28 protein-coding genes and 1 tRNA gene are annotated in these 26868 nt (G+C 63.2%); 7 read left to right on the top strand and 22 right to left on the bottom strand.

Going from position 1 to position 26868, the window contains the following annotated elements:
* Positions 1–118: 118 nt before the first annotated feature.
* The 6 genes from U2H20_RS05175 to prmC form a co-directional block, all read right to left on the bottom strand.
* Positions 119–556: a hypothetical protein gene (locus tag U2H20_RS05175; RefSeq protein ID WP_430593425.1), complete on the bottom strand. Its 438-nt coding sequence runs from the start codon at positions 554–556 to the stop codon at positions 119–121.
* A complete protein-coding gene (locus U2H20_RS05180; RefSeq protein WP_430593426.1) occupies positions 553–1080 on the bottom strand; it encodes a hypothetical protein in 528 nt (175 codons plus the stop codon). Before U2H20_RS05180 ends, U2H20_RS05175 begins: the two co-directional genes overlap by 4 nt.
* Positions 1077–1565, bottom strand: coding sequence for a hypothetical protein (locus U2H20_RS05185; protein WP_430593427.1), 489 nt, complete (start codon positions 1563–1565; stop codon positions 1077–1079). Before U2H20_RS05185 ends, U2H20_RS05180 begins: the two co-directional genes overlap by 4 nt.
* 12 nt (positions 1566–1577) lie before the next feature.
* Positions 1578–2231, bottom strand: coding sequence for an MraY family glycosyltransferase (locus U2H20_RS05190; protein ID WP_430593428.1), 654 nt, complete (start codon positions 2229–2231; stop codon positions 1578–1580).
* Complete coding sequence (locus tag U2H20_RS05195; RefSeq protein ID WP_430593429.1) at positions 2228–2914, bottom strand: L-threonylcarbamoyladenylate synthase; 687 nt, start codon at positions 2912–2914, stop codon at positions 2228–2230. Before U2H20_RS05195 ends, U2H20_RS05190 begins: the two co-directional genes overlap by 4 nt.
* A gap of 79 nt (positions 2915–2993) precedes the next feature.
* A complete protein-coding gene (prmC, locus tag U2H20_RS05200; RefSeq protein WP_430593430.1) occupies positions 2994–3920 on the bottom strand; it encodes a peptide chain release factor N(5)-glutamine methyltransferase in 927 nt (308 codons plus the stop codon).
* A 106-nt stretch (positions 3921–4026) separates the two neighbouring features.
* On the opposite strand from prmC, the gene cysK reads away from it, so the two are divergent.
* Both cysK and epsC read left to right on the top strand, forming a co-directional pair.
* Positions 4027–4962, top strand: a complete 936-nt coding sequence (gene cysK / locus U2H20_RS05205) for a cysteine synthase A (RefSeq protein ID WP_430593431.1) — start codon at positions 4027–4029, stop codon at positions 4960–4962.
* A 36-nt stretch (positions 4963–4998) separates the two neighbouring features.
* Positions 4999–5520 carry a serine O-acetyltransferase EpsC gene (epsC, locus tag U2H20_RS05210; RefSeq protein ID WP_430593432.1) on the top strand — a complete coding sequence of 174 codons (522 nt, stop codon included), beginning with the start codon at positions 4999–5001 and terminating at the stop codon, positions 5518–5520.
* Here the strand turns inward: epsC and U2H20_RS05215 are convergent.
* From U2H20_RS05215 to argS, 9 genes are all read right to left on the bottom strand, one after another.
* Complete coding sequence (locus tag U2H20_RS05215) at positions 5517–6056, bottom strand: AAA family ATPase (protein WP_430593433.1); 540 nt, start codon at positions 6054–6056, stop codon at positions 5517–5519. The genes epsC and U2H20_RS05215 overlap by 4 nt on opposite strands.
* Positions 6057–6164: 108 nt before the next feature.
* Complete coding sequence (gene prfA, locus U2H20_RS05220) at positions 6165–7244, bottom strand: peptide chain release factor 1 (protein WP_430593434.1); 1080 nt, start codon at positions 7242–7244, stop codon at positions 6165–6167.
* A 3-nt stretch (positions 7245–7247) separates the two neighbouring features.
* A complete protein-coding gene (rho, locus tag U2H20_RS05225) occupies positions 7248–9365 on the bottom strand; it encodes a transcription termination factor Rho (RefSeq protein WP_430593435.1) in 2118 nt (705 codons plus the stop codon).
* 140 nt (positions 9366–9505) lie between these two features.
* Positions 9506–10465, bottom strand: a complete 960-nt coding sequence (gene thrB, locus U2H20_RS05230; protein WP_430593436.1) for a homoserine kinase — start codon at positions 10463–10465, stop codon at positions 9506–9508.
* Entirely contained in the window at positions 10462–11535 is a 1074-nt protein-coding gene (gene thrC / locus U2H20_RS05235) for a threonine synthase (RefSeq protein WP_430593437.1), read from the bottom strand. Before thrC ends, thrB begins: the two co-directional genes overlap by 4 nt.
* Positions 11536–11575: 40 nt before the next feature.
* Positions 11576–12907, bottom strand: coding sequence for a homoserine dehydrogenase (locus U2H20_RS05240; protein ID WP_430593438.1), 1332 nt, complete (start codon positions 12905–12907; stop codon positions 11576–11578).
* Positions 12908–12909: 2 nt separating this feature from the next.
* Positions 12910–14295, bottom strand: coding sequence for a diaminopimelate decarboxylase (gene lysA, locus U2H20_RS05245; protein WP_430593439.1), 1386 nt, complete (start codon positions 14293–14295; stop codon positions 12910–12912).
* Positions 14296–14348: 53 nt separating this feature from the next.
* On the bottom strand, positions 14349–15092 hold the full coding sequence (locus U2H20_RS05250) for an LmeA family phospholipid-binding protein (protein ID WP_430593440.1): 744 nt from the start codon (positions 15090–15092) through the stop codon (positions 14349–14351).
* Positions 15093–15094: 2 nt separating this feature from the next.
* A complete protein-coding gene (argS, locus tag U2H20_RS05255) occupies positions 15095–16753 on the bottom strand; it encodes an arginine--tRNA ligase (protein WP_430593441.1) in 1659 nt (552 codons plus the stop codon).
* Positions 16754–16776: 23 nt separating this feature from the next.
* Here argS and U2H20_RS05260 point away from each other — a divergent pair, with 23 nt between their 5' ends.
* Positions 16777–17340 carry a hypothetical protein gene (locus U2H20_RS05260; protein ID WP_430593442.1) on the top strand — a complete coding sequence of 188 codons (564 nt, stop codon included), beginning with the start codon at positions 16777–16779 and terminating at the stop codon, positions 17338–17340.
* Here U2H20_RS05260 and U2H20_RS05265 read toward each other — a convergent pair.
* Entirely contained in the window at positions 17337–18134 is a 798-nt protein-coding gene (locus U2H20_RS05265; RefSeq protein WP_430593443.1) for a transglutaminase-like domain-containing protein, read from the bottom strand. The genes U2H20_RS05260 and U2H20_RS05265 overlap by 4 nt on opposite strands.
* 127 nt (positions 18135–18261) lie before the next feature.
* Here U2H20_RS05265 and U2H20_RS05270 point away from each other — a divergent pair.
* Both U2H20_RS05270 and U2H20_RS05275 read left to right on the top strand, forming a co-directional pair.
* Positions 18262–18337 (top strand) — tRNA-Arg (locus tag U2H20_RS05270).
* A 198-nt stretch (positions 18338–18535) separates the two neighbouring features.
* On the top strand, positions 18536–19285 hold the full coding sequence (locus tag U2H20_RS05275; protein ID WP_430593444.1) for a hypothetical protein: 750 nt from the start codon (positions 18536–18538) through the stop codon (positions 19283–19285).
* A gap of 149 nt (positions 19286–19434) precedes the next feature.
* On the opposite strand, the gene U2H20_RS05280 is transcribed toward U2H20_RS05275, so the two are convergent.
* The 5 genes from U2H20_RS05280 to U2H20_RS05300 are packed head-to-tail and all read right to left on the bottom strand — an operon-like array spanning position 19435 to position 24562.
* On the bottom strand, positions 19435–19899 hold the full coding sequence (locus U2H20_RS05280; RefSeq protein WP_430593445.1) for a pyrimidine dimer DNA glycosylase/endonuclease V: 465 nt from the start codon (positions 19897–19899) through the stop codon (positions 19435–19437).
* Between the two features lie 46 nt (positions 19900–19945).
* Positions 19946–21436: an SDR family NAD(P)-dependent oxidoreductase gene (locus U2H20_RS05285; protein WP_430593599.1), complete on the bottom strand. Its 1491-nt coding sequence runs from the start codon at positions 21434–21436 to the stop codon at positions 19946–19948.
* A 40-nt stretch (positions 21437–21476) separates the two neighbouring features.
* Positions 21477–21809: a cupin domain-containing protein gene (locus U2H20_RS05290; RefSeq protein ID WP_430593446.1), complete on the bottom strand. Its 333-nt coding sequence runs from the start codon at positions 21807–21809 to the stop codon at positions 21477–21479.
* Complete coding sequence (locus U2H20_RS05295; protein WP_430593447.1) at positions 21806–23212, bottom strand: NAD(P)/FAD-dependent oxidoreductase; 1407 nt, start codon at positions 23210–23212, stop codon at positions 21806–21808. Before U2H20_RS05295 ends, U2H20_RS05290 begins: the two co-directional genes overlap by 4 nt.
* A gap of 57 nt (positions 23213–23269) precedes the next feature.
* Positions 23270–24562, bottom strand: a complete 1293-nt coding sequence (locus U2H20_RS05300) for an acyltransferase family protein (protein WP_430593448.1) — start codon at positions 24560–24562, stop codon at positions 23270–23272.
* A gap of 116 nt (positions 24563–24678) precedes the next feature.
* Here U2H20_RS05300 and U2H20_RS05305 point away from each other — a divergent pair, with 116 nt between their 5' ends.
* On the top strand, positions 24679–24963 hold the full coding sequence (locus tag U2H20_RS05305; protein ID WP_430593449.1) for a metal-sensitive transcriptional regulator: 285 nt from the start codon (positions 24679–24681) through the stop codon (positions 24961–24963).
* A 20-nt stretch (positions 24964–24983) separates the two neighbouring features.
* Positions 24984–25310 (top strand): heavy-metal-associated domain-containing protein, encoded by a 327-nt coding sequence (locus U2H20_RS05310; protein WP_430593450.1) that lies wholly within the window; start codon positions 24984–24986, stop codon positions 25308–25310.
* 111 nt (positions 25311–25421) lie between these two features.
* On the opposite strand, the gene U2H20_RS05315 is transcribed toward U2H20_RS05310, so the two are convergent.
* On the bottom strand, positions 25422–26864 hold the full coding sequence (locus U2H20_RS05315) for a helix-turn-helix domain-containing protein (protein ID WP_430593451.1): 1443 nt from the start codon (positions 26862–26864) through the stop codon (positions 25422–25424).
* Between the last annotated feature and the right edge of the window lie 4 nt (positions 26865–26868).

Below are 26868 nucleotides of genomic sequence, written 5' to 3' on the forward strand. Positions count from 1 at the left end.
GGATGGTGGCACCATGCCGAACAATGAATATTCGGGCACTAGGGCCGAGATTGAGCCTATCAAGAACTCAGTGATTGTGGATACCAGTTTGACCAGATTCCACTGAATGGGCGATGTTTTACTTTTCGCTGGAGGCCGAAGACGACTGTGTTGGTGCCGGGTCATCAACCACGGGAATCCGCGACCGCATGACCACCAGAACATCGACCACCAGGGTGATCACGGCCGAAACGAGCATGGAGCCCACGAGCACGATCGGCACGATGAAGGGCTGATCGCGAAGCAGCACGATCACGAGCAGGAACACGACCATTTTTCCGAGCCAGAAACCGAGAATCACGGCAAGGAAACTGTTGAGGCTCACGCGGTTCGCCACGATGATGCTCACCACGGTTGCACCCGAGTAGACGAGCGCCATCGCTCCCCCGATGAGTCCGCTCCAGAGCCCGGGGAGGCCGAATGCGAAGTATCCGATGATCGCCGCCGCGACCGCGACGATGCCGACCGCGATCGCCATCACTTCAAGGACGCGGCGCATTGCCTTCGAAAGGGTCATCGGTCGTTCTCCTTCGCACGGACGCTGCGAGCTCGTCCGATTCCTGTCGTCGTGTTTGCTTCGCCCTCTGGGCGCTTCGGACGGCCGAGCGTCTGCTCGCCCGGCATCGTCGGTGTCGGTGTGAGGTCATTGCGGCTGAGCGCAACCACGATCGCGTCGAAGATCAGTGATGCAACGATTGCCGCGACGACGAAGGTCATGATCAGGCCGGGCTCCGTGCCTCGCATGCCCCGCACTGCGAACAGCAGCACCAGGAAGACCACGAACTTGACCATCCAGAATGAAACAAGGGTTCCGAAGAACGCGCCCGAGTTCATCGAGCCTTTCGAGATCACCGTGGCGACCGGGATTCCGATCGCGGAGATCACGAAGAACAGACCGCCGAAGCCGAGCGCAAAGAGCACCATCGGCAAGATCTCGGTTCGCGGCATGATCGCGGACGTCACCGCAGCGGCAAGACCGAGGATCGCCAAGAGCACGACTCCTCCGATCAGGATGCGCCGCATGATTGGTGCCAGCTTCATGACTTTCCCCTTCGGATTTTTGGACGGTAGCGTTCACGGATCAAGACCCGCAGCGACATGAACAGTCGCTTACTCACGGGAAGCGCGGTGAGCACCGCGCAGATGAGGAACCCGACGGCAACGATACCGACCGAGATCTGCCACGGGAATGCGAGGAACATGAGGCAACCGAGCGAGACAACCGCAGTCCACGAATAGAAGATCAGGACCGCGCCCAGATGCGAGTGTCCCATGTCGAGGAGCCGGTGGTGCAGGTGCTTCCGGTCGGCAGAAAACGGGCTCCGACCGTTGAGCACCCTGCGAAGCACCGCGAGACCGAAGTCGAGCAGCGGCATCAGCAAGATCGCGAACGGCAGGATGATCGGGATGAACGCGGGAAGGATCTGCGAGCGCCCCTGCACGAGTGCCGGGTCGATCTGGCCCGTGACGGCGATGGCACTCGTCGCCATGAGGAGGCCGACCATGAGGGCACCGGCATCACCCATGAACATCTTCGCTCAATGCCAGTTGTACGGCAGGAACCCGATGCAGGCACCAATGAGTACCGCGGTGATGAGGCTCGCGAGCGAGAAGTACGTGTTCTGCTGACCCATGTCGCGGCTGAGCACGTTGATGTAGACGAAGAACGCGCCGCTTCCGATGAGCGTGACGCCGGCGACGAGTCCGTCGAGTCCGTCGATGAAGTTCACCGCGTTCATGACGAGGACGATTGTGAAGATCGTGAGGATCATCGACATCGTGCTCGAGCCGACCGTGATTCCACCGATCGGCAGGCTCAAGATCTGCACGCCCTGCCACGCAACGAGGCCCGCGGCGAGGAACTGCGCGCCGAGCTTGATCATCCAGTCGAGATCGAGCAGGTCGTCCGCGATCCCGATCACGACGATGAAGAGCGTGGCGCCAAGCAGCGCGATGACGCTGCCCGGGTCAGCGAAGACGTTCTGGAACTGCGGGAGAAAGGCTGCGGTCGCGAAGGCGACGCACACACCGAGGAACATGGCGACGCCGCCCAGGCGAGGCGTCGGCACGGAATGCACGTCCCGTTCCCGCACGGGAGGGTGGATCTTGTAGCGGAGTGCGAATCGAAGCGTCAGTGCGCTCGCGAGGAAGGTCGCGAGTGCGGTGACGCCGGCGACGAGCAGGAAGATCATGCAGGCGCCGCCAAAATGCCCGCATCGAGGTGCTCGAGCAGGGCTTCGCGGGAGACAACGCCCTCGCGCACGATCTGGAAGGTGCCGAGCGTCTCGAACTGGCTCGTGTCGAGAATGGTCGAGGCAGCCTTCGCAGGAGGCAGTCCGTACTTCTGACCCGCTTCTCCTGCTTCAAGGTAGACCGCGACCGAATCACCGAGCATCGAGGCAGCTTCTGCTGCCGTCATCGCTGCCGGAAGTCCCGTGAGGTTCGCGCTCGAGACGGCGAGCGGACCGGTTTCTTGGATCAGTTCGAGCGCAATGGGGTTGTCCGGCATGCGCAGGGCGACGGTGCCGCCGGTATCACCGAGATCCCAGTGCAAGGATTCCCGCGCACGGGTGATGACCGTGAGTCCACCCGGCCAGAACTCGTCGACGAGCGTGCGCAAGGGCGGCGGCACGAAGGCGGAGAGCGCATCGAGCTGACTCGGGCCGTGAATCAACACGGGTGGCGGCGATTGCCTGCCACGACCTTTCGCGGCGAGGAGGGCAGCGACCGCACGCGCCGAGAACGCGTCCGCCGCGACACCGTAGACGGTGTCCGTTGGCAAAACGACCAGTCGTTCACTGGCAATCGCTCGTCGCGCGAGCCGCATTCCCTCGAGCAGCGCGCTCGGCACACTGCAGTCATGAAGAATTGGCACGGGTCAATGGTACTGCGAGGCTTCGGAAGTCACCGAAGTGAAGCAGGAGGTCTTAAAATTCTGATCTCGACCGTGTCGCCTACGACGATGCACCCGGAGCGGGGTCGTCCACGGCCACTGCCTCCGCGGCGCTTCGCGAGCGCTTCGCGATCGTGCAGCGATCACGGCCCGTCAGGTCTTGCACGGTCGTGGCCTCGGCCCACCCGTCGCCGGAGAGAATCGCACGAACCTGCTCCCCTTGATGTTCGGCGTGTTCGAGTGCGATCCAGGCACTCGGCGCGGCGAGTTCGAGCCCGAGCGCACTGATCCTGCGAATCGCATCGAGACCGTCCCTCCCGGAATACAGTGCAGCCTCGGGGTCGAACAGTCGAACCTCCGGATCGTGCGGCACCATCCCCTCCGGGACGTACGGCGGGTTCGACACGATCACGGTGACCGTGCCGCGCATTCGTTCACGGACCAGCGTGAAATCACCGTGCAGGGTCTCGACGCGCGGTGCAATCAGCGCCGCATTCTGTCGGAGCCACGGGTAGGCGGCACCGCTCCCCTCGACCGCGGTCACGTGCGCGTCGGGCCGCTCGCTCGCAATCGAGAGCGCGATCGCACCACTGCCGCTGCCGAGGTCGACGATGGTTGGGGACTCGACATCTGCGATTGCATCGAGCACGATTCCCACCAGCACCTCGGTCTCAGGACGAGGGACGAAGACACCCGGTCCGACTCGAAGCTCGATCGTTCGAAAGTGTGCTCGGCCAGTGATGTGCTGCAAGGGTTCGCGATTTGCTCGGCGCTCGATGAACGAGGAGAACAACTCCAGTGCCGCGGCCTCGTCGTTACTGAGCTCCGACAGGTTCGTTCCGATTGCACGCTGCATCCGGAGCCTGGACACCTCGATGTCAAAGGCCCTCGCGGCAAGGATCTCGGCGTCAGGCCCGGGCGAGACGCCCGCATCGGCAAGGAGCCGGTTGGCGCCGTTGATCAGTTCGTCGAGGCTAAGAGAAGACACTGTGGGAATGTAACGCAACTCCACGAGGTTCTTCGAACTCGTACCATTGAGCAAGGGCAACCGTACGATAACTCTTGGACGGTCCAACACTTCGAAAGGTCTCACCATGCCACGCATTCACGATGACATTACGACCACGATCGGTCGGACCCCACTGGTCCGGATCAATCAGCTCAACACAGGCGGCGCAGACGTGCTCGCCAAACTCGAATTCTTCAACCCGGGTGCGAGTGTGAAAGACCGCCTCGCGCTCGCGGTCATCGAAGCGGCCGAAGCCTCGGGCGAACTGAAGCCCGGCGGAACGATCGTCGAGGGCACGAGCGGCAACACCGGCATCGGCCTGGCAATGCTCGGTGCGGCACGCGGCTACCGCGTGATCCTCGCGATGCCCGACACCATGTCGTTCGAGCGACGCTCCGTCGTTGCGGCCTTCGGCGCAGAGCTCGTGCTCACCCCGGGGGCAGAGGGAATGAAGGGCGCCGTCGCCAAGGCGAAGGAAATCGTCGAATCGACGCCCGGTGCGATCCTCGCCCGCCAGTTCGACAATGATGCGAACCCGCAGATGCACTACAAGACCACGGGCCCGGAGATCTGGGAAGACACCGACGGCAAGGTCGACATCTTCGTCGCAGGCATCGGCACCGGCGGAACGCTCAGCGGCGTCGGCAAGTTCCTGAAGGAGAAGAACCCGGAGATCCAGATCATCGGTGTCGAGCCGATCGACTCTCCCCTGCTCACCGAAGGCACCCCGGGGCCGCACAAGATCCAGGGCATCGGCCCGAACTTCGTCCCGAACACGCTCGATCGCTCCGTCTACGACGAGATCATCGACGTCACCTTCGACGACTCGGTCGCAACCGCGCGCGAGCTCACCGCGAAAGAAGCGATCTTCGCGGGCATCTCCTCGGGCGCAGCACTCTGGGCAGCGATCGAAGTGTCCAAGCGGCCAGAGAACGCGGGCAAGACGATCGTGTTCATCACTTGCGACACCGGCGAGCGGTACCTGAGCCTCCCGATCTACAAAGATCTCGCAGGCGAATAACCGTTCGGCTTCCCTCTCACACAAGGCCACCTTCGAATGAGCTTCTTCTCAGTCCGTGAGGACATCCGTGCTGCCCGCGGGAGCGACCCTGCGGCGCGCGGATCTTTCGAGATCTGGCTCACGTATTCAGGCCTGCACGCCGTCTGGGCTCACCGTTGGAATCACCTGCTCTGGACGAAGGGCTTGCGCTTTTTTGCTCGGCTCGGTTCACAGTTCACCCGGTTCCTCACGGGAATCGAGATTCACCCGGGAGCGCAACTCGGCCGACGCGTCTTCATCGATCACGGCATGGGTGTCGTGATCGGTGAGACCGCGATCGTCGGTGACGATGTGCTGATCTACCACGGAGTGACGCTCGGCGGCAGCGCTGATGCGCCCGTCAAGCGTCACCCCACCGTTGGAAACCGTGTCCTGATCGGCGCGGGCGCCAAGCTCATCGGCGCAATCACGATCGGCGATGACGTCCGGATCGGCGCGAACGCGGTGGTCGTGAACGACGCGCCCAATGGCGTGACCCTCGTCGGCATCCCCGCTCGCGTCATTGGTGCCGACCGCTAAGACTGCGGGGAACCAACGCCGAACACGAGCGGAAACTCCTCGGCGCTTGGGCGCTCGAAGCCTTCGACGTACCGCTGAAGCGTCGCATCGCTCAATCGGAACGCATTCGCGTGGTACTCACGACTTCGCAGCGCGATCCGCTCCCGAAGCGTGTCGATCGGGACATCGAAGTACGCGAGCACGACGCTCCCGCCGGCTTCCTCGATGAGCGCTCGATATTCGTCGCGCACCGCCCGGGTCGAGAACGAGAAGTCGAGCACGAGATTGTGCCCTCGTCCGAGCAGCTCGACGATTGCAGCCTGCATCCGCGCCTCGATCTGACGGATCTCAGCACTCGGCGGGAATTCATTCCGATACCCCCGCGCCCAGAACTCCTCATCATAAGAAAAGCGTCGGAATCCCTGCGTTTCGAGCGCCTTCGCGAGCGTGGTCTTGCCCGCTCCGGCTGCACCGCACGTGAGCACAACAACCGGCGCATCGACGTGTTCCGCGCGCGCCTGAATTCGATCGACCTGCTCATCGACCTCACGCTGCATGGTCACAGCGTATTGCTCAGATGCAGCGGAGTTCCTCGCGCACGAAAACGGGGTGCTCCTGAAGGAGCACCCCGTTGCACAGGAGCGTGCGAGCACGCCGCACTGGTGTCAGCTTTCGTCGCCGATCGCCTGCAGCCGAGACTCTTCGTCGGCCGAGATGCAGGATTCGATCACGGGGCCGAGGGCACCGTTCATCACTGCGTCAAGGTTGTACGACTTGTAGCCCGTGCGGTGATCCGCAATGCGGTTCTCCGGGAAGTTGTAGGTGCGAATGCGCTCTGACCGATCCATCGTCCGGATCTGACTCTTTCGAGCGTCAGAAGCGAGCGCATCGATCTCTTCCTGCTGCTTCGCCAGGATGCGAGCGCGAAGCACACGCATCGCAGCCTCCCGGTTCTGCAGCTGGGACTTTTCGTTCTGCATCGAAACGACGATGCCGGTCGGAAGGTGCGTGATGCGAACCGCGGAGTCGGTCGTGTTGACGCTCTGGCCACCGGGGCCGGAGGAGCGGAACACGTCGATCTTCAGATCGTTCTGGTTGATGTCGACCTCTTCAGGCTCGTCAACCTCGGGAAAGACGAGCACACCGGTCGTCGAGGTGTGGATGCGGCCCTGCGATTCGGTCGCTGGGACGCGCTGCACTCGGTGCACGCCGCCCTCGTACTTCAAGGAAGCCCACACGCCCTCAGCCGGATCGTTCGACGAACCCTTGATCGCGATCTGGACGTCTTTGAAGCCGCCCATGTCGCTCTTGTTGTTCTCCAGCAGCTCGGTCTTCCAGCCACGCGATTCTGCATAGTGCTGGTACATCCGCAGGAGATCTGCAGCGAACAAGGCGCTTTCTTCGCCGCCTTCACCGCCCTTGATCTCCATGATGACGTCACGGCCATCGTCTGGGTCACGAGGGATCAGGAGTCGGCGCAGCTTCTCCGCGGAGTTGTGCTCGAGCTCTTCGAGCGCGGGCACTTCTTCTGCGAATGCTTCGTCTTCTTTTGCCAGTTCGCGGGCCGCGAAGAGGTCTTCGCCGGCACCCTTCCAGGTTTCGTAGGCGGCTTTGATCTGCGAGATCTCGGCGTACCGACGGTTGACCTTCTTGGCGCGAACCGGATCGCTGTGCAACTCCGGTTCGGAGAGCTGCTTTTCAAGCTCACCGTGCTCAGAGAGCAGCCCTTCGACCGATTCGAACATCAATTACTCCTGGCCACCGACAGTTGGCATCGACTTCGAAACCTTCATGAGGAACTCGACGTTCGACTGCGTGTCCTTGAGGTTCTTGAGTACGAGTTCGAGCGACTGCTGCTGCTCGAGCCCTGCAAGCGCACGACGCAGCTTCCAGATGACCTTGGTCTCGTCGACGCCCATGAGCATCTCTTCGCGACGGGTGCTGGAGGCATTGATGTCGACCGCTGGGAAGATCCGCTTGTCAGCCATCGAGCGCGACAGACGCAGCTCCATGTTGCCGGTTCCCTTGAACTCTTCGAAGATCACTTCGTCCATCTTCGAACCGGTCTCGACGAGCGCGGTCGCGAGGATCGTGAGGGATCCGCCGTCTTCGATGTTGCGTGCCGCACCGAAGAAACGCTTCGGCGGGTAGAGCGCGGACGAATCGACACCACCGGAGAGAATACGACCCGAGGCCGGAGCCGAGAGGTTGTATGCACGGCCGAGGCGCGTGATGCCGTCGAGGAGCACGACAACGTCGTGACCGAGTTCGACGAGGCGCTTCGCACGCTCGATCGCGAGTTCCGCGACGGTCGTGTGGTCGTCTGCCGGACGGTCGAAGGTCGAAGCGATCACTTCGCCCTTCACTGTGCGCTGGAAGTCGGTGACTTCTTCGGGGCGCTCGTCGACGAGGACGACCATGAGGTGCACTTCTGGGTGGTTCTCTGCAATCGCGTTCGCGATCGCCTGCATGATGAGCGTCTTTCCGGCCTTCGGCGGAGCGACGATCAATCCACGCTGTCCCTTACCGATTGGCGAAACGAGGTCGATGACTCGGGTCGACAACTTGTTCGGTGTGGTCTCGAGACGCAGGCGGTCCTGCGGGTAGAGCGGAGTCAGCTTCGAGAAGTCAACACGCTTGCCCGCCTCTTCGACGGTCGCACCGTTGACCGAGTCAACGCGCACGATGGCGTTGAACTTCTGGCGAGTGCTGGACTGGTTCTCGCCCTCGCGAGGCTGGCGGATCGCACCGACGACTGCATCGCCCTTGCGAAGGTTGTACTTCTTGACCTGGCCGAGCGAGACATACACGTCGTTGTTGCCTGGCAGGTAGCCGGAGGTGCGCACGAACGCGTAGCTGTCGAGCACGTCGAGGATTCCAGCGACCGGCAGCAGAACGTCGTCTTCGCTGATCTCTGGCTCGAAGTCGTCGCCTGGGCCACGGCCGCCGCGCTTGTTGCGGTCACGGAAGCGGCTGTTGTTGCCGCGGCCTCCGCGGTTGTCGACCTCGACCTGCGTCTGGCCGCCGCTGTTGCCACCACGACCGCGACGGTTGCGACGGTTGCCGCCTTCGCCATCGTTCTGGTCGTTCTGGTTGCCACCGCGGTTGTTGTCCTGGTTGTTCTGGTTACCGCCGCGGTTGTTGTCCTGGTTGTTGCGGTTTCCACGACCGTTGTTGTCGTTGCCGCCGCGGTTGTTCCGGTTCCGGTTCCGGGTCGAGCGCTCTTCGCGGTCGTCACCGTTGTCGTTGCGGTTGCCGTTCGAGTCGTTGTTCTTCGAGTCGTTGGCGTTCGAATCGTTCGAGTCGTTGTTCTTCGACTCGGTGTTCTTGGAATCTGCGTTGCCGGAGTCGCTGCTGTTCGACTCTTTGGCGTCCTTCGCCTCAGAGCCGGTGTTCGAGTCGCTCGACTCGGCTGCCGATGCGGACTTCGAGCTCGAGCGACGCGTGCGCTTTGCCGGTGCCGTGTCAGTCGTCGCGGAGTCGTTGCCCGCTGCCTCGGCGCTGGCCGAGTCGGATGCACTGCTCGGCGCGACAGCTGCGTCGCCTTCGCTTGCAGCTGCAGCCTTCGTGGTGCGGGTCGAGGCACGACGAGTGCGCTTCGGCGCTTCGCCCTCGCTCGCTGCGTCCGCAGCCGGGGCTGCGGACTGCTCACCGGATGCGGCGGCGCTCTCGGTGGTCTCAGCCTTCTTGCGAGTCGCGCGCTTCTTCGGGGCCGCTTCTGCGGCAGGTGCCTCCGTGGAGGCGTCGTTCGTTGCAGGCGCCTCAGCAGTCACGGTCTTCGTGCTGGCTCGGCGGGTGCGCTTCTTCGGAGCTTCTTCGGGCGAACCCTCGGCTGCTGGAAGTGTTTCAGTGGTCTCGGAAGTCATCTTCGCGAGTTCTCCTTCATAAAATGGGCCCCCGGGCAGATGCTCGTTGGGGAGGTGGCATATGGCCATGGCGGATCAGATGCCGCATGGTCACTCCGCGCACAAAACTAGGAGCGCGGCGAATGCCGAGAGATGGAGTCTCAGAGAGTTCCCGGCCCGGGCGAAGCCTCGGTGCCGTGAGGGAACGGCTCAACTGTAGCACCTTTAATGTCAACCGCGAGCAGCAGTGTCTTCCAGGCGCCCCCGTGTCGTTCTTGAACGAGTTCGGCCGCTGCGAGCCGCTCGGCCGGGTCGCTGCTCAGGACGAGCACACTCGGACCGGCTCCCGAAACGACTGCAGCATGGCCCGCTGCACGAAGCTCTGCGATCAATGCGCTGGTTTCTGGCATCGCTGCGGACCGGTAGGTCTGGTGCAGACGGTCTTCGGTCGCGGGGAACAGCACTTCGGGTGACTGGACGAGTGCTGCGACGAGGAGCGCCGAACGCGAGAGGTTGAAGACTGCGTCGCTGTGCGGGACGGACTCGGGCTGCAGGCTCCGTGCGAGCGCGGTCGACATTTGCGCCTCTGGAACGCACACGAGCAGCGAGACACCGCGGTGAACGGCGAGTTGCTTGTGCTGAGGGCCCGACTCGTCGACCCAGGCGATCGTGAGTCCGCCGAAGATTCCCGGAGCGACGTTGTCCGGGTGTCCCTCGATGTCGGTGGCGAATCGAAGGACATCTGCGTCGGTGACATCGCTGATTCCCTGCAGGAGCCCACGCGCCGCCGTGATGCCCGCGACGATCGCTGCACCGGATGATCCGAGTCCGCGACCATGCGGAATGCGGTTCTTCGCAGTGATGACAATGCCCGGACGCTGCTGGCCGAGACGATCGAAGGTCTCGAGCACCGTCTTCGCCACGAGGTTGCTCTCGTCCGTCGGCACCTCGCCGGCACCAACGCCGTCGATATCGACGCGGACGGTGCCGGGCTCGACGGCCTCGACGATGAGTTCGTCGTACAGGTTCAGCGCGAGACCGAGCGTGTCGAAGCCCGGGCCGAGGTTCGCGCTCGTCGCAGGAACGCGGACCTTGACCCTGCGACCGATCACTGCGCTCATGCGGAGAGTCCGAGGCTCGATGCGACCTCGGCGACGTCGACGCTCACGGTCACGGGAACGACGTCGCTGCCGTCTGGACGCTTCAGCCCCCACTGCGGGTCCTTGAGGCCATGGCCGGTCACCGTGCACACGACCGTCGCGCCCTTCGGGATCTCGCCCGCTGCGTGGCGCTCGAGCAGTCCTGCGACACTGATCGCGGAGGCAGGTTCGACGAAGATGCCGACCTCACGCGCCAGCAGTGCCTGCGCTTCGAGAATGGTGGTGTCGTTGATCGCTCCGAAGTGTCCGCGCGAGTCGTCGCGCACTTCGAGCGCTTGCTGCCATGAGGCAGGGTTGCCGATCCGGATCGCGGTCGCGATGGTGTCTGGCTCCTTGACGACCTCGCCGCGAACGATCGGTGCACTGCCCGATGCCTGGAACCCGAACATCCGAGGCAGCTTGCTCGCGATGCCGCGCTCCGCGTGCTCGCGGTAGCCGCGGAAGTAGGCGGTGATGTTTCCGGCGTTGCCAACGGGGATGCAGTGAATGTCGGGCGCGTCACCGAGGACATCGATGACTTCGAACGCGCCGGTCTTCTGGCCTTCGATGCGGTCGTTGTTGACCGAGTTCACCAGGTGCACCGGGTACTTGTCTGCGAGCTCGCGAGTGAGGTCGAGGCAGTCGTCGAAGTTTCCGTCGACCTGCAGCAGTTGCGCGCCGTGCACGACCGACTGGGCGAGCTTGCCCATCGCGATCTTTCCAGCGGGCACGAGCACGGCGGCGATGATGCCTGCCTGCGCTGCGTAGGCCGCGGCCGAGGCGCTCGTGTTACCGGTCGAGGCGCAGACGATCGCCTTCGCGCCGGCCTCCATCGCCTTCGAGACCGCCATCGTCATTCCACGGTCCTTGAAGGAGCCGGTGGGGTTCATGCCCTCGACCTTGATGAAGACGTTCGCCTCCGTGCGCTGCGACAAGGCGCGCGAGTGGACGAGTGGCGTGCCGCCCTCACCGAGCGTCACGATCGGAGTGGCATCCGAAACGTCGAGGTATTCGGCGTATTCGCGAATAACGCCTTTCCACTGTGTAGCCATTGCTTCTCTCCTGAATTGAACGTCAGTCGTGGTGGAGCGATCAGTCGTGCGACTGCGCAACGAGTCGGATGATGGCGCGGACTTCGCCGACGCTCTCATGCGCTTGGAGCGAGGCGACAGTCTCTTGCAGTCGGCCCTCGTCAGCATCGTGCGTACCGATCACCAGCGTAGCCAACTGGCCATGCGTCTCGGACGCTGGCGCGCCAATCTTCGTGCGTTGCGTCAAGGACTCGATCGAAACGCTGTGCTGGTGGAACACCTCGGCGATCGCAGCGAGCACACCGGGAGCATCGCTCACATCGACCGTCAGCTGGTACTGCGTGCGCACAGAAGCGAATGGCGCGATCGGGAGTCCGGCGTGACGAGATGGCGCGAGCCCTGGGCCACCGATCACGTGCCGTCGAGCCGCCGAGACCAGGTCGCCGAGCACGGCACTCGCGGTTTCGGGACCGCCAGCACCAGCGCCATAGAACATGAGGTCGCCGGCGTTCTCGGCCGTGACGAAGATCGCGTTCTTCGCTTCGTGCACTGCTGCGAGCGGGTGGTCGCCCGGGATCTGCGCAGGGTGGACGCGAACGCTGACCTGCTCGCCCGTTGGCGTTGTGACCCGGTCGCAAATCGCGAGCAACTTGATGACCTGACCGGCACGATTTGCGGCCTCGACCTGCTCGGCGGTGACCGAGGTGATTCCCTCGCGGTGCACCGCCTCGACGGGGACGTGCGTGTGGAATGCGAGGCTCGCGAGGATCGCGGCCTTCTGCGCTGCGTCGAAACCTTCGATATCTGCCGTCGGATCGGCTTCCGCATAGCCGAGCGCGGTCGCCTCAGCGAGGGCGTCCTCGAGACTTGCGCCCTCGCGGTGCATGAGATCGAGAATGAAGTTCGTGGTGCCGTTCACGATGCCGAGCACACGATTGACCTGGTCGCCCGCGAGGCTCGATTCGAGCGGTCGAATGATCGGGATCGCGCCGCCGACCGCTGCCTCGTACGTCAACTGCGCGCCGACGAGGTCTGCGGCGTCCTGCAGCTCAGCGCCGTGCGTCGCAATGAGCGCCTTGTTCGCGGTCACGACGTCTGCGCCTGCACCGAGTGCTTTCAGGAGCAGTGTGCGAGCCGGCTCGATACCGCCCATGAGTTCAACCACGATGTCGGCGCCCTGGATCAGACGTTCCGCGTCCGTCGTGAGCAGCTCCGATGGGAGCTCGACATCACGCGGTGCGTCAATGTTGCGCACGGCGATCCCGACGAGGTCGAGCGGGGCACCGACTCGGCTCGCGAGTTCTTCACGGTGCTCCAGGAGGAGTCGCGCGACCTGCGAGCCGACACTGCCGGCTCCGATCAAAGCGACTTTCAGACTGCGATATGCGTTCACGTTCATCCTTGTCGTCCAGCGTCTCGCGCCAAAAGGTCATCCATCGTTTCGCGCCGAACCAGCACTCGGGAGTTGCCACCGGCAACCGCCACCATCGCGGGACGCATGAGGTAGTTGTAGTTGCTCGACAGGCTCGCACAGTATGCACCAGTTGCCGGAACCGCGAGCAGATCGCCCGCCTGCACATCGCCGGGAAGCCATTCGGCATCGACAACGATGTCGCCGCTCTCGCAGTGCTTGCCCGCCACGCGAGCGAGTACAGCAGGGGCCTCGCTCTCACGGTTCGCGAGCCGAGCGGAATAGTGCGCTTCGTAGAGCGCGGGGCGCGCGTTGTCGCTCATGCCTCCGTCGACACTGACGTACACACGCTCGCTGTCACCAAGCTGCACTCGTTTCACCGTGCCGACCGTGTAGACCGTCACCCCGGCGGGGCCAGCGATCCAACGACCGGGTTCGAACGCGACCGCCGGAATGGGGATCGAGAGCCGTTCGCATTCTCCGCGGAGGAACTCGGCCAGAGCCTTGGCGAAGTCTGCGAGCGAGGGCTCCTCATCGGATTCGACGTAGCGAATTCCGAATCCACCACCGAGGTTGAGCTCTGGAACCGGCCCGTCCCCCAGGAGCGAGGCGTGCAGTTCGAGCATGCGCCGCGCGGATTCGATGAAGCCCTCGTGCGCGACGATCTGCGAACCGATGTGCGTGTGCAGTCCCAGAAAGCGCAGCGACTCGAAGGAACGGATTCGCTCAACGAGGCGGCTGGCGTCGTCTATCGTGACGCCGAACTTCTGATCCTCGTGGGAGGTTGCGAGGTACTCGTGCGTGCTCGCATGCACGCCGACGTTGATGCGCAGTCGCACGGCCTGCGAAACACCGGCCGCAGCAGCAGCCTGCGCGATCCGTTCGATTTCGATCTCGGAGTCGACGACGATCGTGCCGACTCCGGCTGCAACCGCCGCCTCGATCTCAGAGGTCGACTTGTTGTTGCCGTGGAAACCGATGCGATCCCCCGGCACCTGCGCAGCGAGCGCGACCGCGAGTTCGCCTCCGGAACAGACGTCAATTCGAAGACCCTCCGCAGCGACCATGCGCGCGACATCAATCGTGAGCAGTGCCTTCCCCGCGTAGTACACGTGCACCTCGTTGTGGAGCGGCGAGAAGGCGCGCTCGAAAATCTGCCGGATTGCCGCTGCGCGATCGCGCAGCACCTGCTCATCGATGACCATGAGCGGAGTTCCGTACTCGGCCGCGAGCGCGTCGAGGCCCACCCCGCCCATCTCGATCGTGGCATCGGTGCGGCGCGTGCCTTCGGGCCAGACGCCCACGGCGAGCGCGTTCGGATCAGCGTTCGGAACGAGATACCCGGGTGCAAGCGGGTGAAGTTGCGACACGATAAAAACTTTCTCGGTTCAAGATGTGAAGCGGGATTGCTCTGGCCTGCGGGTTAGCAGGTTCCTCGAGCACCCTGGAGGTCTGGACTGGTGAGCCCGTTTGCGCCAAAGAAAATGGTGACACGTTCCGCCGAAACTCGCACATCCTCGATCTGCAGCGGCTCCGGCAGGAATTGCGCCAAGCAGAATCCGTCGGTCGTGACGAGATTCCCAGGGTCGAACCCGAGCGCCTTCACCGCGTCTGCCAGCGAGTGCTCAACCCCGTCGATCTCGACATCGGTGACGTGGAGGGCGACTTCGCCGTTTTCCGCTGAAGGATTCACGAGAATCACGAGCGGGACTTCGAAACCGAGCACAGAGACGCCAGTGCCGACACGGATGTCTGGCGGCATCAATTCGATCGAGGTGACGGGAAGATCGACGAAGCTCGAGGTCAATGCGAGCACATCGTTCTGACTGAGTGCGAGCGACGCCTGGACGCGGCCGACCGGCTGCACCTCGTTCGTCGGGATCCCGAACATGTCGATGTTGAGATCTCCCGAGGCCTCGCCGAACTCGACCTGATTGGCTTCGGCGTGGATGTGCGAAACGTTGCCCATCGCGAGCTGCCACAGCGCGCTGAAGCCGTTCATTTCCGCATGGACGAGTTCTGGGGAATCGAGATCGAGCGCCTCTGCAACGATCCCTCGCGCACGGTCCTCGATCTCACCACGGGCGAAGTTGTCGCCGATCCACAGCCCGACTCCGAGCGCCAAGACGACGACTCCGGAGGAGATGAGGACTGTCCGGCGACGCATGATCACATCCGCTCTGGAGCAGAGACACCGAGAAGAGTGAGCGCGTTGCGCAGCACCTGACTCGTCGCATCATTGAGCCACAAACGCGTTCGCGCGAGATCGGTGACCGGCTCGTCGCCCTTCGGGACCACTCGGCACGAGTCGTACCAGCGGTGATAGAGCCCCGCGAGTTCTTCGGCGTAGCGGGCGACCCGATGCGGCTCGCGCAGTTCCGAGGCCTGCGTGAGCACCCGAGGGAAGTCAGCGAGTGCACCGAGCAGCGCGCTCTCGGACTCGTGTGCAAGCAGTGAAGGGTCGAATGCACTGCGCTCGATCCCCGCGCTCGCCGCGTTGCGCCCGACCGCTGAGGTCCGGGCGTGCGCGTACTGGACGTAGAACACCGGATTGTCGTTCGAACGCTTCTGCAGCAGATCGAGATCGATATCGATGGGGGAATCGACGCTGGAACGCACGAGCGCGTACCGCGCCGCGTCGACGCCAACGGCTTCGACGAGGTCGTTCATCGTGACGATCGTTCCGGCTCGCTTCGACATCTTGACGGGACCGCCGTCTTTCACGAGGTTCACCATCTGCCCGATGAGCAGTTCGAGGTTGACGTGCGGGGTGTCGCCGAAGGCTGCCGCCATCGCCATCATGCGGCCCACGTAGCCGTGGTGGTCTGCGCCGAGCATGATGTAGTTCTGCTCGAATCCACGCTCACGCTTGTTGAGGTAGTACGCGAGGTCGCCCGAGAAGTAGGCGGGAGAACCGTTCGAACGGACGATCACACGGTCACGGTCGTCGCCAAAGGTCGTGGTGCGCAACCAGATCGCGCCGTCCTCGTCGAAAATGTGCCCGAGATCGCGCAGTCGCTGAATTGCACGCTCGACGTCGCCATTCGCCTGCACATCGTGCTCATGGAAGAAGACGTCGAAGACGACTCCGAAGTCAGCGAGGTCCTGCTTGATTTCGCCGAACATGAGGTCGACGCCCTGCTCGCGGAAGTATTCCTGCAGCTGTTCGTCGCCCAGGTCGAGCAGATCGACCTCCGCGCTCGCCTCGATACGGCTCGCGATCTCAGCGATGTACTCGCCGCCGTAGCCGTCTTCCGGGGTCGGCTCGCCGCGGAACGAGGCGACGAGGCTTCTGGCAAAACGGTCGATCTGTGCACCGTGGTCATTGAAGTAGTACTCGCGGGTGACATCGCCGCCCTGCGATTGGAAGACCCGGGCGAGCGAATCGCCGACCGCTGCCCAGCGAGTACCACCGAGGTGGATCGGACCGGTCGGGTTCGCGGACACGAATTCGAGATTGATCTTGACTCCAGCGAGGGAGTCACCCTGACCAAAGGATTCGCCCTGTTCGACGATGGTGCGTGCGAGTTCGCCGGCGCTCCCTGCCGAGAGCGTGACGTTGATGAATCCTGGGCCTGCGATGTCGACCGACTCGACGCCCTCGATGGCGCGGAGTGCAGTCGCGATCTCTTCCGCGAGGACGCGCGGCTGCATGCCGAGACGCTTCGCGAAGCGCATGGCCGCGTTGGTCGCCCAGTCGCCGTGGTCGCGGTTTCGAGGGCGCTCGAGCACGATGTCGCGCTCTTCCGGTACGACCTCAGGGTCGTGTTGGGCGGCAATCTCTCGAACAATCGCGCCAAGTAGGCGGGTCAACTCAGCTGGGGTCACCCTTCGATTCTATGCTTGGCGCCATGCGCAAATCTCCGTTTCTGCTTTTGTCTCTTGTCTCCGTCGTCGGATTGAGCGCGTGCACCCCCGGAATTCTCGACACGAGCGACGAAACGGCGAACCCGAATCCGAGCACATCCGTCCCCGCCCCCTCCTCGAGCGAAGGCGAACCCTCGTCCGAACCAACGCCGAGCGAGGACGTCGTGATCCCGGTTCCGCAGGATTGCGAGTCGGTGTTCTCGTTGCAGAATTTCTACGACGTCAACCCGAACTTCGCGCTCGCTGACGCCCCCTCGACGCTGCCCGCCTCGTTTGATCCGATCACCGAGTACGGCGGCACCGTCTGCACTGCAGAACACACCACGAGCGGCGACGTTCTGATCATCGGTGTCGCGGCACTGACGCAGGAGCAGCGCAGTGAGATCGAATTCGGCTTCACCGACACCGGCGCGTTCACAACCGAAGGTGACATCGGGAGCCTGTCCGAAATTCGGGGCGACAGCCTGATCGTGGTGGCGAGTCAGTACTTCGCGAGCGAAGAAGATGCGGCGCCCATCGTCGGAACCGTCGCAGCGAACATCGACTAGCGCAACTGCACCCGTTGCTTCGGGTCGTCCACGGCGTCCTCCGCCAGCTGGTCGTCGCTCGCAGTGACGGACAGGCCATTGAGTTCGATCATCGCGCCCGTGTTCGACATGAAAGCGCAATCGAGCGCGTCGCGTCCGGTTGCGATCCGGACGAGTGAGCCGCGTGGCGCGAGCCTTGTCGCATCAACCACCCACCAGGCCTCATCGAGGAAGACTTCAACGACTGCGTGAAAATCCTGTGGGGTGAGCCCTGGCGCGAAAGTCGAGACATATCGAGCCGGGATCCCGAGTGCGCGCAACAGCGAGATCGTGACGTGCGCGTAGTCGCGACACATCCCGCCCGACTTCTTGAGGGTCGAAATCGCGGAGTCGTCGATCCCTGAGAACTCCGGCGAGTAGGTGAAGTTCCGGTGCACCCAGTTCGTCACGGCATCAACGGCGTTCCAGCCGCTCGCCCGCCCGAACCGTTCGCTCACGAACGACTGCAGTTCGAAGACCTCGCAGTATCGACTCGGTCGCAGATACATCTCGGTCTCGCCAAGGAGCATCGGCAGCGGATCGGCGTAGTGCTCGATGGTCGCCGAATACTCGACCTCCACCCCGCCCGCTCCCGTCGAAAAGCGCACGGCACAGCCGAGGTGCTCGTAGGACTCCTGTTGCAGCGGCGGAAACGTGTCATTCCAGCGCACCGTCAGCACTTCTTCACGCTGGTAACTGTTGGCTGCGCCCATCGCGACGAGGAACTCGGTGTCACCCGTCGCCGTGGCGCGGGCAGTGGCTGAAACTCGTCGCATAGGTGCAGTCTCGCACAAATCGCGGGACAAAAAGGGGGACAGGATTTCCGTGAATTCTCGACCCCGCTCCCGACATCTCACTGGTGCAACGAGGGCCGCGAAAAGTGTTAGCCTAGATCGTCCCTTTGCCCCCTTAGCTCAGGGGATAGAGCGTCTGCCTCCGGAGCAGAAGGCCGCTGGTTCGAATCCAGCAGGGGGCACCAAATTTTTCTCGTCGGCTCCTCGAGGTCGATGCTTTCGCTTCCAGTCCGTGAACTTCAGATCCAAAAGACTGAAGTCATTGTTCCGACAAACTCAGACTAAAAGTCGGTTATATTCTCGCGGCTTGGTGTTCTCTAGAATTGTGCAGAACTAAAAGCAAAGACGCATTTTTGACCACCTAATTTTGCTAGCATTCGGCTATGAAAAAGAGTTCGCAACTTGTAGGTCTGGTAATGGCCTCCTTTCTCACAGTCACGCTCGTTTCTTGCAGTAGCGGAAACTTTAGAATTGACCTCCAAGCGGGGTGGGAACATCAGCTACTCTCGTATGCCGCACTCGACCTTGACTCAGAGTTCAACATCTATACAGGAGAAATTGTTGAAGCGTCACCAGAGAACGGGACTGGTCTAACTCTCAGGACCTCGGAAGCTCCAGAAGATGCGGAAAAGCGTACTGCCGCGATAGCTGACGCTAAACAACTTATGTGCGAGTGGTACGTCGATCCGATCGGTAGCGATCCTCTTCTTTGGCAGGGTTTCACTATTCGCTCCCTCCTCACCAGCGCAATCGAGTCCGGCATGATCAGCTTTTACCCGGAGGGCTATGGTGAGGCAGAGCAAGCCGTGCAGGAATGGATCGAGGTATCGGGCCCGAAACTTTCCGCTTACGAACAGGGGTCGGAGCGGTACAACAAAGCGCTCGAAAGACGAAACGAGTTGATCGACGAGCGTTGGGAAGAAGAATTTCCTGAACTGCTGGATGCAAGGCTGGATGTCCAAGAAAAGTTGAAGGAAGCGGGCATTGCGGCATTCACGTCCGAGAACGTACGTTCAGCGCAGGATTTCTACGTGCGGACGTGCGACGTTCAGGTGCCAACAGGCTACGAGTACCCCACCCCGAATGATCTGGGCATCTTGGTCGATGACGAGTTCGTAGAGTCGTTGGGTTAGAGATTTTTTACAACTCATTGTCTCCAACGAATCGGGAGGTGTTTCGCCAAAGGGGACTTTTATCCAGCAGGGGTCCCAAGCTCTTCGGATCGACTGCTCGAAAGCTCGACTACTCATTGCCAATTGCTCGCGGTCGACGCACTCACGCTTTACTGCTTCGGGGCCTCGCTGAGCACGCCACGTTCCCACGGCTCGATCGGTCCGGGTACCGCGCGAAACAGAGGGTGCGGTGTCACTGCCTCGGCAGCGACATCCGAGAGCGCAGCAAGCGCCGGCCACTCCGGAGAGCGGTCTCGCAACTTCTCGCACAGCCACGCCGCTTCGAATCGCAGCTGCTCGAGTGTCACCGGAATCAATTCCTCGCTCGGCACCCCGACGATCTTCGTGCGATCGAACCGGTAACCACGCGCATCTGCCTCGTGGACGAGACCCTGCAGGAACGTCGCCATCGCGCCCGAAGCGTCACCGCTCGCGCGAAAGCGCGCGAGCTGCGGGTGGTTGCTGTACCCGCCGCTCGTCTTCGTAAGCACCGACTGCGCGAGCAGCCCCTCACGCCAACTCGCGATCAGCGCCTGGCGATCGAGCAGTGAGGGGTGCAGAGACCATAACCGCATTGCGTTGCCCTTTCGAATCGAGCACGGTGGCTCGATGAGTGTGTGATTACCAGGAACTCGGCTCGTAGTTCTTCAGGAAGACACCGAAGAGGTCCTCCCCCGCTTCGCCGCGCACAATTGGATCGTAAACCCGGGCCGCGCCGTCAACGAGGTCGAGTGGTGCGTGGAACCCTTCTTCGGCGAGCCTGATCTTCGTGAAATGCGGCCGCTCGTCGGTGATCCAGCCGGTGTCGACAGCGGTCATCAGAATCGCATCGGACTCGAACATTTCGCGAGAGCTCGTGCGGGTCAGCATGTTGAGCGCCGCCTTCGCCATGTTCGTGTGCGGATGGCCGGGACCCTTGTATCCGCGGCCGAAGACGCCCTCCATCGCAGAAACGTTCACGACGTACGTGCGTCGCGCGCTCGACGCTGCGAGCGAGCGCCGGAGTCGGCTCACGAGCAAGAACGGTGCCGTCATGTTCGCCAACTGCACCTCGAGCATTTCGAGCGGTGGCACCTCGTCGACATGCTGCGTCCAGGAGTTGCTGTGGTCCTCGTCTGGAAGCAGACCACCCGCGTCGATCGCGGTCCCGGCCGCGAGCCTCGCGAGCGAGGACGACCCTGCGGTCATCGCCTCGGCGGTCAGCGTCTCTGCATCGATCGCCGTCTTAGCGAGAATCGGGTTGTTCGAGATCGACTCTGCCAGGGCGAGCGGGTGCGGATCGTGCGTGTGGCCAAAGGTCACGACCTCAGGAAGCACACCCTGCGGCAATGGCGAGGATTCGGCCTCGATGAGCGGCGCGTAGGCGCCGCTGGAGCGACGGACCGTCTGGGCGGCGTTGTTGATCAGAATGTCGAGCGGACCAGCCTCGGCCACCGAATCGGCAAGGCCGATGACCTGCGCTGGATCGCGGAGGTCGAGCCCCACGATCTTGAGCCGATCGATCCACTCGTGCGAATCCGGGAGCGCGGTGAATCGACGGACCGCGTCGCGCGGGAACCTCGTCGTGATGGTGGTGTGCGCGCCGTCGCGAAGCAACCGCAGGGCAATGTGCATGCCGATCTTCGCGCGACCACCGGTGAGCAGCGCGCGCTTTCCCGTGAGATCGGTGCGAGCATCGCGCTTTGCGTGGCTCATGGCTGCGCACTTCGGGCAGAGCTGGTGATAGAACGCGTCGACGATCGTGTATTTCTGTTTGCAGATGTAGCACGGCCTCGCAGTGATGAACTCGCCAGCGGTCGGGGCAACCGTCGATCCCGAGATCGGGTTTCCGCGAGTTTCATCATCGATTCGGTCGGGCGCCCCGGTTGCTGTGGCGGCGACGACCGCGCGATCGGCATCTGCGATCCGCTGCCGCTTCTTCGTACGGCTGGCGTGCTTCACCGCTTTGATCATGTGCGCCGTCGCGTGCCGCACCTTCACGAAGTCCGGATCTTCACGGTCGAGCTTCGCCAGTTCGCGGAGTACTCGAAGTGTGGTCTCCAGGTCTTCCGGGTTGATGGACCCCTCGCCGCCGGAGATTTCGGGGACGGCGGCGTCTTCGGGTTCGTTCAACTCAGGATTGGGCACACGAAATAGTACCGACGATCACGGCTCACGCTGCGATGTAGAGCTTCCGCAGCGGCTCGTGCACGGTCCATTCGGTCTGCTCGCCAGCGTGCAGGGTCACGAAATCGCCCGCGGCGATCTCGACCGACTCGCCCGATTGTGTGAACAGGATCGTGGCTCGTCCCGTGAGCACCAGGAAGCACTCATCGGCTTCGACATCGCTCGCCGCGCCGACCGTCATCTCCCAGAGTCCGATTTCGGCGCCGCCGAGCTGAGCAAGTTCCGTGGCACCAGCACGTGGCGCTCCGGCCACGATCTCGCTGTTCGGCAGCACCGACGTTGCAACCGTGATCCCCTCGAGGCGACGGATCCGCGTCACGAATCGAAACCGAGCCCGAGCGCGTCGAGCGTCTTCAGGAGCACGTTGCGGCGACCACCGGAGCGATCCGCCTGATCGAGCGACCACCGCGTTGCCTGAATTCCGGCACTCGCAATGGGCTCCGGTGGAAACGGAATCGGGATCTGGCGAACCATTTGCAACTCGGTGCGCTCGGTTTTCTCGCCGGAGAGCAGATCGAGGCAAACGTCGGCAGCGAAGCGCGATGCAGCGACACCGAGCCCGGTGAAGCCATTGACGTACGCCACCTTGCCGCCTCGGGCGAGGCCCCAGTGCGCGCAGAAGCGGGTCGAGGTGTCGATCGCACCGGCCCAACGGTGCGTGAACCGCACACCCTCGAGCTGCGGGAAGGTCGTGAAGAAATGCGCCGCGAGCTTGTTGTACGACTCCGCGCGATCCTCGTATTCGGGCAGAACCTTGCCGCCGTAGTGATAGATCGCATCGTAGCCACCCCAGACGATCCGGTTGTCTGCGCTAAGGCGGTAGTAGTGGAACTGGTTGGCGCTGTCGCCGACACCCTGCCGCTGCTGCCAGCCGATGCTCGCCAGCTGCGCGTCGGTGAGCGGCTCGGTGGCGAGTACATAGTCGTAGACGGGCACCGTGTTGAGGCGATTGCGCTTCAACAGACTCGGGAACACGTTGGTTGCAAGAACGACCTTGCGAGCGCGAATCGAGCCGCCGCCTGTGACGACGTTCGCGTACTCGGCGTCGTTATCGAGCGAGTTCGCCTTCGTGTGCTCGAAGATCTGCACACCGAGTTCCTCGCAGGCCCGAGCCAACTCGAAGGCGAGCTTCGCGGGGTTCACGATCGCGCAGCTGTCCTTTTCGAACAGGCCCGCGAGGTACGTCGGTGAATCGACCTCCTGGCGCACCTCCTCGAGGCTCAACAGCCGACCCGGACCACTGATCGCGGCCTCGCGCAGCCACTCGACCTGGTGCGGCTCGGTCGCGACGGTCAGCATGCCGGTGCGCTCCCACTCTGCATCGAGTGAGAGTTCGGCGATCTCGTCTTGCATGCCGTTCAGATTTTCCATACCGAGCTCGTCGAGCCGATCGATCTCGGCGGGCCAGCGGCGCTCTCCGTTGTCACGACCATGCGTGAGGCTCGCGTCGACGAAGCCGCCGTTACGGCCGGAAGCCGCCCAGCCGACGCGCACCGCGTCGATCAGGATGACGCGAGCGCCCGGGTCGAGTCGCTTGGCGTGGAGCGCGCTCCAGAGCCCCGTGTACCCGGCGCCAATGATGAGCAGGTCGCAGTCCTGGTGGCCTTTCAGGCGCGGGCGAGTCTGACGCTTCGTGTCAAGCCACATCGACCCAAAGGCGCTCCCCGCGAGCGATTCTGAGACGAGCTTGGGATTCGGTTCACGATCAAATGCTGTCTCCATGGTTCGAGAATAACCCCGCACCGACCTGGCGTCGATCATCGGGTTTGTTCGGGAGACCTAGGCTGCGTTTTCGCGCTGTCGAGCCGGTGCGGGCTTCTGGGCGTTCGAGCGAACGAGGATCAGTGAGACGAGCGTTCCAAGGAGTCCGACGAGCGCAAGCACGAGCGATAGCCCCTGAATCGCGATGAGGAGGGACGGGACAAAGAAGCACACCACGGCCACCCAGATTCGCCAGGCCGCTGGGCGGGGCCGCTTGTCGTGCCGCCAGGGGCGCTCGAAGCGGACGAGGACGACGGAGAGCGCACACACCACAGCGAGGGCGGTGACGACCATGACGGGTCGCTCCATCCACCAGATCGCGCTGCCCGGCTCGCTCAGCGCGAAGGGCAGGAGGAGCTGGATGCCCACGAGCAGCAGGATGACAGGGAGGTGCCAGAGGTAGACCGTCATGAGCCGGCTGCCGAACAGCCAGACGAAGGCCTGCATCGCTTTGAACTGCATGAGCGCGTTCAGCGGCTTCGAGAGCAGCGTCAGCATGCAGGTATGGGTGAGTGCGAAACACATGAGCGGAACGACGGGAGGGAATTGGCTCGCGAGCATGTTGAGCGAGTACGGAATCACCGCGGTGAGCCCCCAGACGAGGAGATACCCGAGCGCGATCATGCCGATTAGGCTTACGGGGCGGCGAGCTTTGAACCAGCCGTCGTGCATCCAGAACCCGAGCTGCTGCGCGAACAACCAGACGAAGGCGAAGTTCGGGAGCCCGAACAGGGGTTCTCCGCCGAAGTAGCGAACGCTGTCGACGATGAGTCCCGCGCCGAAGAGCACGGCGAGCACGAGCCAGGGCGCTCGGCGGTGCAATTGCAACATGAACGGGGCGAGCGCCTGGACGAGCACGAACGCGGCCAGGAACCACAGCGGCGAACCGACCCCACTGGCGACCGTCGCGACGAGTTCAGGGGCGAGATCGAGCATTCCTGCAACCGCGAGCGCGATTGCAAAGAAGGCGAAGACGGGCAGCGCGGGCCTGGCGAGGCGGAGCAGCCGCGATTTCGCGAAGTCGGCGGCGTCGCCACCGCGCCGCTGCAGCGAGGCAAATCCGACGCTCGAGGCGAAGCCGCCGATGACGAAGAAGATCGGCATGATCTGCAACACCCAGGTCGCGGGGGTGAACCAAGACTGCAACTCGACGGTCTTCTCGACCTCGATGCCGCCCTCGACCTGCCGCACTCCGACCAGGAGCGTATGCACGACGACCACGAGGAGTACGCAGAGCACTCGAACGAGGTCGAGACTGAGATCGCGATGCTGCAACGCTGTGCGCGCGGCGTCCGGAACCGAGTTGGCCATGGAGAGCAGAGTATCCCTCGCACCCCCGGGAGGCCCGAAGGTTGCAGGAGGTTCGGAGGAAAGTCGTCGCTGTGGAGCGCTTCCGCGGATACCCCCAGGAGGTATAGAATCGAACCATGACCACGGGGTACTCAGACGAAAAAGCCGCGCTCCTCGCACGATTGAAGCGAGCAGAAGGACAAGTTCGCGGTATCCACCGTATGGTTGAAGAAGACACGTACTGCATCGACGTTCTCACGCAAGTGAGCGCTGCAACCAAAGCTCTCGAAACCGTTGCTCTGCAACTGCTCGAGGACCACCTCTCCCACTGCGTGAGTGATGCGATTCGCGAAGGCGGCTCCGTCGCCGACGAACGCATCCAAGAAGCAAGCGCAGCCATCAAGCGACTCGTTCGCTCCTAACTTTCGGCGAAAGGTTCACCATGACGCAAGAACTCCCACTCCTCGGCCAGTCCAGCGCAGATTCCTGCTGCGGCGGCGGATGCTGCGGTGGCGGCGACGCCAAGGCTGCAGCCCCCGTCGACACCGAGCGACAGGTCGTCAGCACCATCGAGGTCACCGGCATGACCTGCGATCACTGCGAAACTGCAGTGACGAAGGAACTGCTCGAACTCGAAGGCGTCAGCACCGTGAGCGTCTCGCTGAACCCAGAAGGTGTCTCGATCGTGCAGGTCACGAGCGATGCTCCGTTGCAGCAGGACCAGATCGCAGCGGCAATCGACGAGGCCGGCTACGAGCTCGCTCGATAACCCCCCTCGCCTGAGCGCGCAGAAGGGCACCCGGGAATCCCCGGGTGCCCTTCTGCATCTGCACGTGATGGTCTCGGCGTACTGCCGCACCGGGCCAGCGGCTCCGGTCGACTATTCGTGCCGTTCGTCGTTCGCGTGTCGACCCAGGAATTCGTAGAGTTCCGCATCGTCGACGCCGGGGAACGTTCCAGAGGGCAAGGGAGCGAGCACGTGCGCGTGCATTCGCGCGGACGCCCAGGACTGACCTCGCCAGCGCTGCGCGAGCTGCGGATTCGGGGTCGAACAGCAGCGGATGTCGGGGCACTCGGAAGCCGTCCTCAAGGAGGTCTCGGACCCTCGGAAATACTTCGCAGCGTCGAAGGGCACGCCGATCGTGATCGAAAACTCCGATCCAGTCGCAGCCCCCGTCTGTGTCGAACACCAGAACGTTCCGGCGGGCGTGTCGGTGTACTGGTAGTTCTCGGTCGTTCGGCTCTTGCGGTCAAAGGCGGTGCGGGCTCCGAAGTGACGGCACACCATCTGCCCCTCGATCGCCCCGAATGCGTCTCTCGGCAGCGGCAGCTCGTCGTTCTCGTACACCCGGTTGATCGCCCCGGTGTCGTCGACGCGTAAGAAGTGGGTCGTCATGCCAAGATGCGTCGTCGCGAGGTTCGTGAAGCGCATCCCCGCTGCCTCATGGGTCACTCCGAAGGCATCGCGAAAGTCTTCGACTGCGATGTTGCGATCTTTCTGCGCACGGTGCAGAAATTCGAGCGCGTTGCCGAGCGGCATGAGCGTCGCCGCCGCGAAGTAGTTGATCTGGAGTCGCTGCCAGAGGAAGTCGGCGTAGTCGGTCGGCTCACTGTGATCGAGGAGGCGGTGTGCGAGCGCCTGCAGCGCCATGGAGCGGAGTCCGTGGCCTCCGGGGATCGAGGCCGGTGGCAGATAGATGCGACCGTTTTCGAGGTCGGTGACGCTCCGCGTGGAGTGCGGGAGGTCGGAGACGTACACGAGCTTGAAGCCGAGACGCTCAGCCATGAGCGAGACACTACGGTGCGTGAGGCTGCCGCGTTCATGGCCCACTGCAGCGAGCTGCTCTTCCGCGAGCGCATCGATCTCGGGCAGCGTGTTCGCTCGCTCGCGCATGAGGCGCCGGAGTTCCGTGTTCGCTCGTCGTGCCTCCTCGGGCGTTGCGATCGCCTCCTTCGAACGACGATCGAGTTCGCGGTGCAATCCGACGAGGGCTTCGAGCGCAGCGTCCTGCATGCTTTTCGATGGCCGCACCAGAGGAAGACCGAGCTTCTGGTAGACGGCGCCCGACTGGAGCTTTGCCAGTTCGATCTCGAGTCTGGCGCGCTCGTTCGGCGCCTCGTCGGCGAGGAGCTGCGAGGTCGTGACGCCGAGCGCGTTCGCGATGAGTTCGAGCTGACTGAGCTTCAACTCGCGCTTGCCGTTCTCGATGAGTGAGAGCTGGCTCGCAGCGAGCCCGACGGCTGCGCTCACCGCATCGAGCGTGAGTCCCGCGTCGCTCCGGTAATGCCTGATTCGGTGTCCGAGTACTGAAAGATCTGCCACGATT

It is taken from the genome of Humidisolicoccus flavus (assembly GCF_045689595.1).
Taxonomy (GTDB): Bacteria; Actinomycetota; Actinomycetes; order Actinomycetales; family Microbacteriaceae; genus Humidisolicoccus; species Humidisolicoccus flavus.

Excerpts from the sequence above, each read along its gene's own strand:
- U2H20_RS05175 (WP_430593425.1), bottom strand. The coding sequence starts at position 556 with ATGACCCTTTCGAAGGCAATGCGCCGCGTCCTTGAAGTGATGGCGATC.
- U2H20_RS05180 (WP_430593426.1), bottom strand. The coding sequence starts at position 1,080 with ATGAAGCTGGCACCAATCATGCGGCGCATCCTGATCGGAGGAGTCGTG.
- U2H20_RS05185 (WP_430593427.1), bottom strand. The coding sequence starts at position 1,565 with ATGGGTGATGCCGGTGCCCTCATGGTCGGCCTCCTCATGGCGACGAGT.
- U2H20_RS05190 (WP_430593428.1), bottom strand. The coding sequence starts at position 2,231 with ATGATCTTCCTGCTCGTCGCCGGCGTCACCGCACTCGCGACCTTCCTC.
- cysK (WP_430593431.1), top strand. The coding sequence starts at position 4,027 with ATGCCACGCATTCACGATGACATTACGACCACGATCGGTCGGACCCCA.
- epsC (WP_430593432.1), top strand. The coding sequence starts at position 4,999 with ATGAGCTTCTTCTCAGTCCGTGAGGACATCCGTGCTGCCCGCGGGAGC.
- U2H20_RS05215 (WP_430593433.1), bottom strand. The coding sequence starts at position 6,056 with ATGCAGCGTGAGGTCGATGAGCAGGTCGATCGAATTCAGGCGCGCGCG.
- prfA (WP_430593434.1), bottom strand. The coding sequence starts at position 7,244 with ATGTTCGAATCGGTCGAAGGGCTGCTCTCTGAGCACGGTGAGCTTGAA.
- rho (WP_430593435.1), bottom strand. The coding sequence starts at position 9,365 with ATGACTTCCGAGACCACTGAAACACTTCCAGCAGCCGAGGGTTCGCCC.
- thrB (WP_430593436.1), bottom strand. The coding sequence starts at position 10,465 with ATGAGCGCAGTGATCGGTCGCAGGGTCAAGGTCCGCGTTCCTGCGACG.
- thrC (WP_430593437.1), bottom strand. The coding sequence starts at position 11,535 with ATGGCTACACAGTGGAAAGGCGTTATTCGCGAATACGCCGAATACCTC.
- U2H20_RS05250 (WP_430593440.1), bottom strand. The coding sequence starts at position 15,092 with ATGCGTCGCCGGACAGTCCTCATCTCCTCCGGAGTCGTCGTCTTGGCG.
- U2H20_RS05260 (WP_430593442.1), top strand. The coding sequence starts at position 16,777 with ATGCGCAAATCTCCGTTTCTGCTTTTGTCTCTTGTCTCCGTCGTCGGA.
- U2H20_RS05265 (WP_430593443.1), bottom strand. The coding sequence starts at position 18,134 with ATGCGACGAGTTTCAGCCACTGCCCGCGCCACGGCGACGGGTGACACC.
- U2H20_RS05275 (WP_430593444.1), top strand. The coding sequence starts at position 18,536 with ATGAAAAAGAGTTCGCAACTTGTAGGTCTGGTAATGGCCTCCTTTCTC.
- U2H20_RS05280 (WP_430593445.1), bottom strand. The coding sequence starts at position 19,899 with ATGCGGTTATGGTCTCTGCACCCCTCACTGCTCGATCGCCAGGCGCTG.
- U2H20_RS05295 (WP_430593447.1), bottom strand. The coding sequence starts at position 23,212 with ATGGAGACAGCATTTGATCGTGAACCGAATCCCAAGCTCGTCTCAGAA.
- U2H20_RS05300 (WP_430593448.1), bottom strand. The coding sequence starts at position 24,562 with ATGGCCAACTCGGTTCCGGACGCCGCGCGCACAGCGTTGCAGCATCGC.
- U2H20_RS05305 (WP_430593449.1), top strand. The coding sequence starts at position 24,679 with ATGACCACGGGGTACTCAGACGAAAAAGCCGCGCTCCTCGCACGATTG.
- U2H20_RS05310 (WP_430593450.1), top strand. The coding sequence starts at position 24,984 with ATGACGCAAGAACTCCCACTCCTCGGCCAGTCCAGCGCAGATTCCTGC.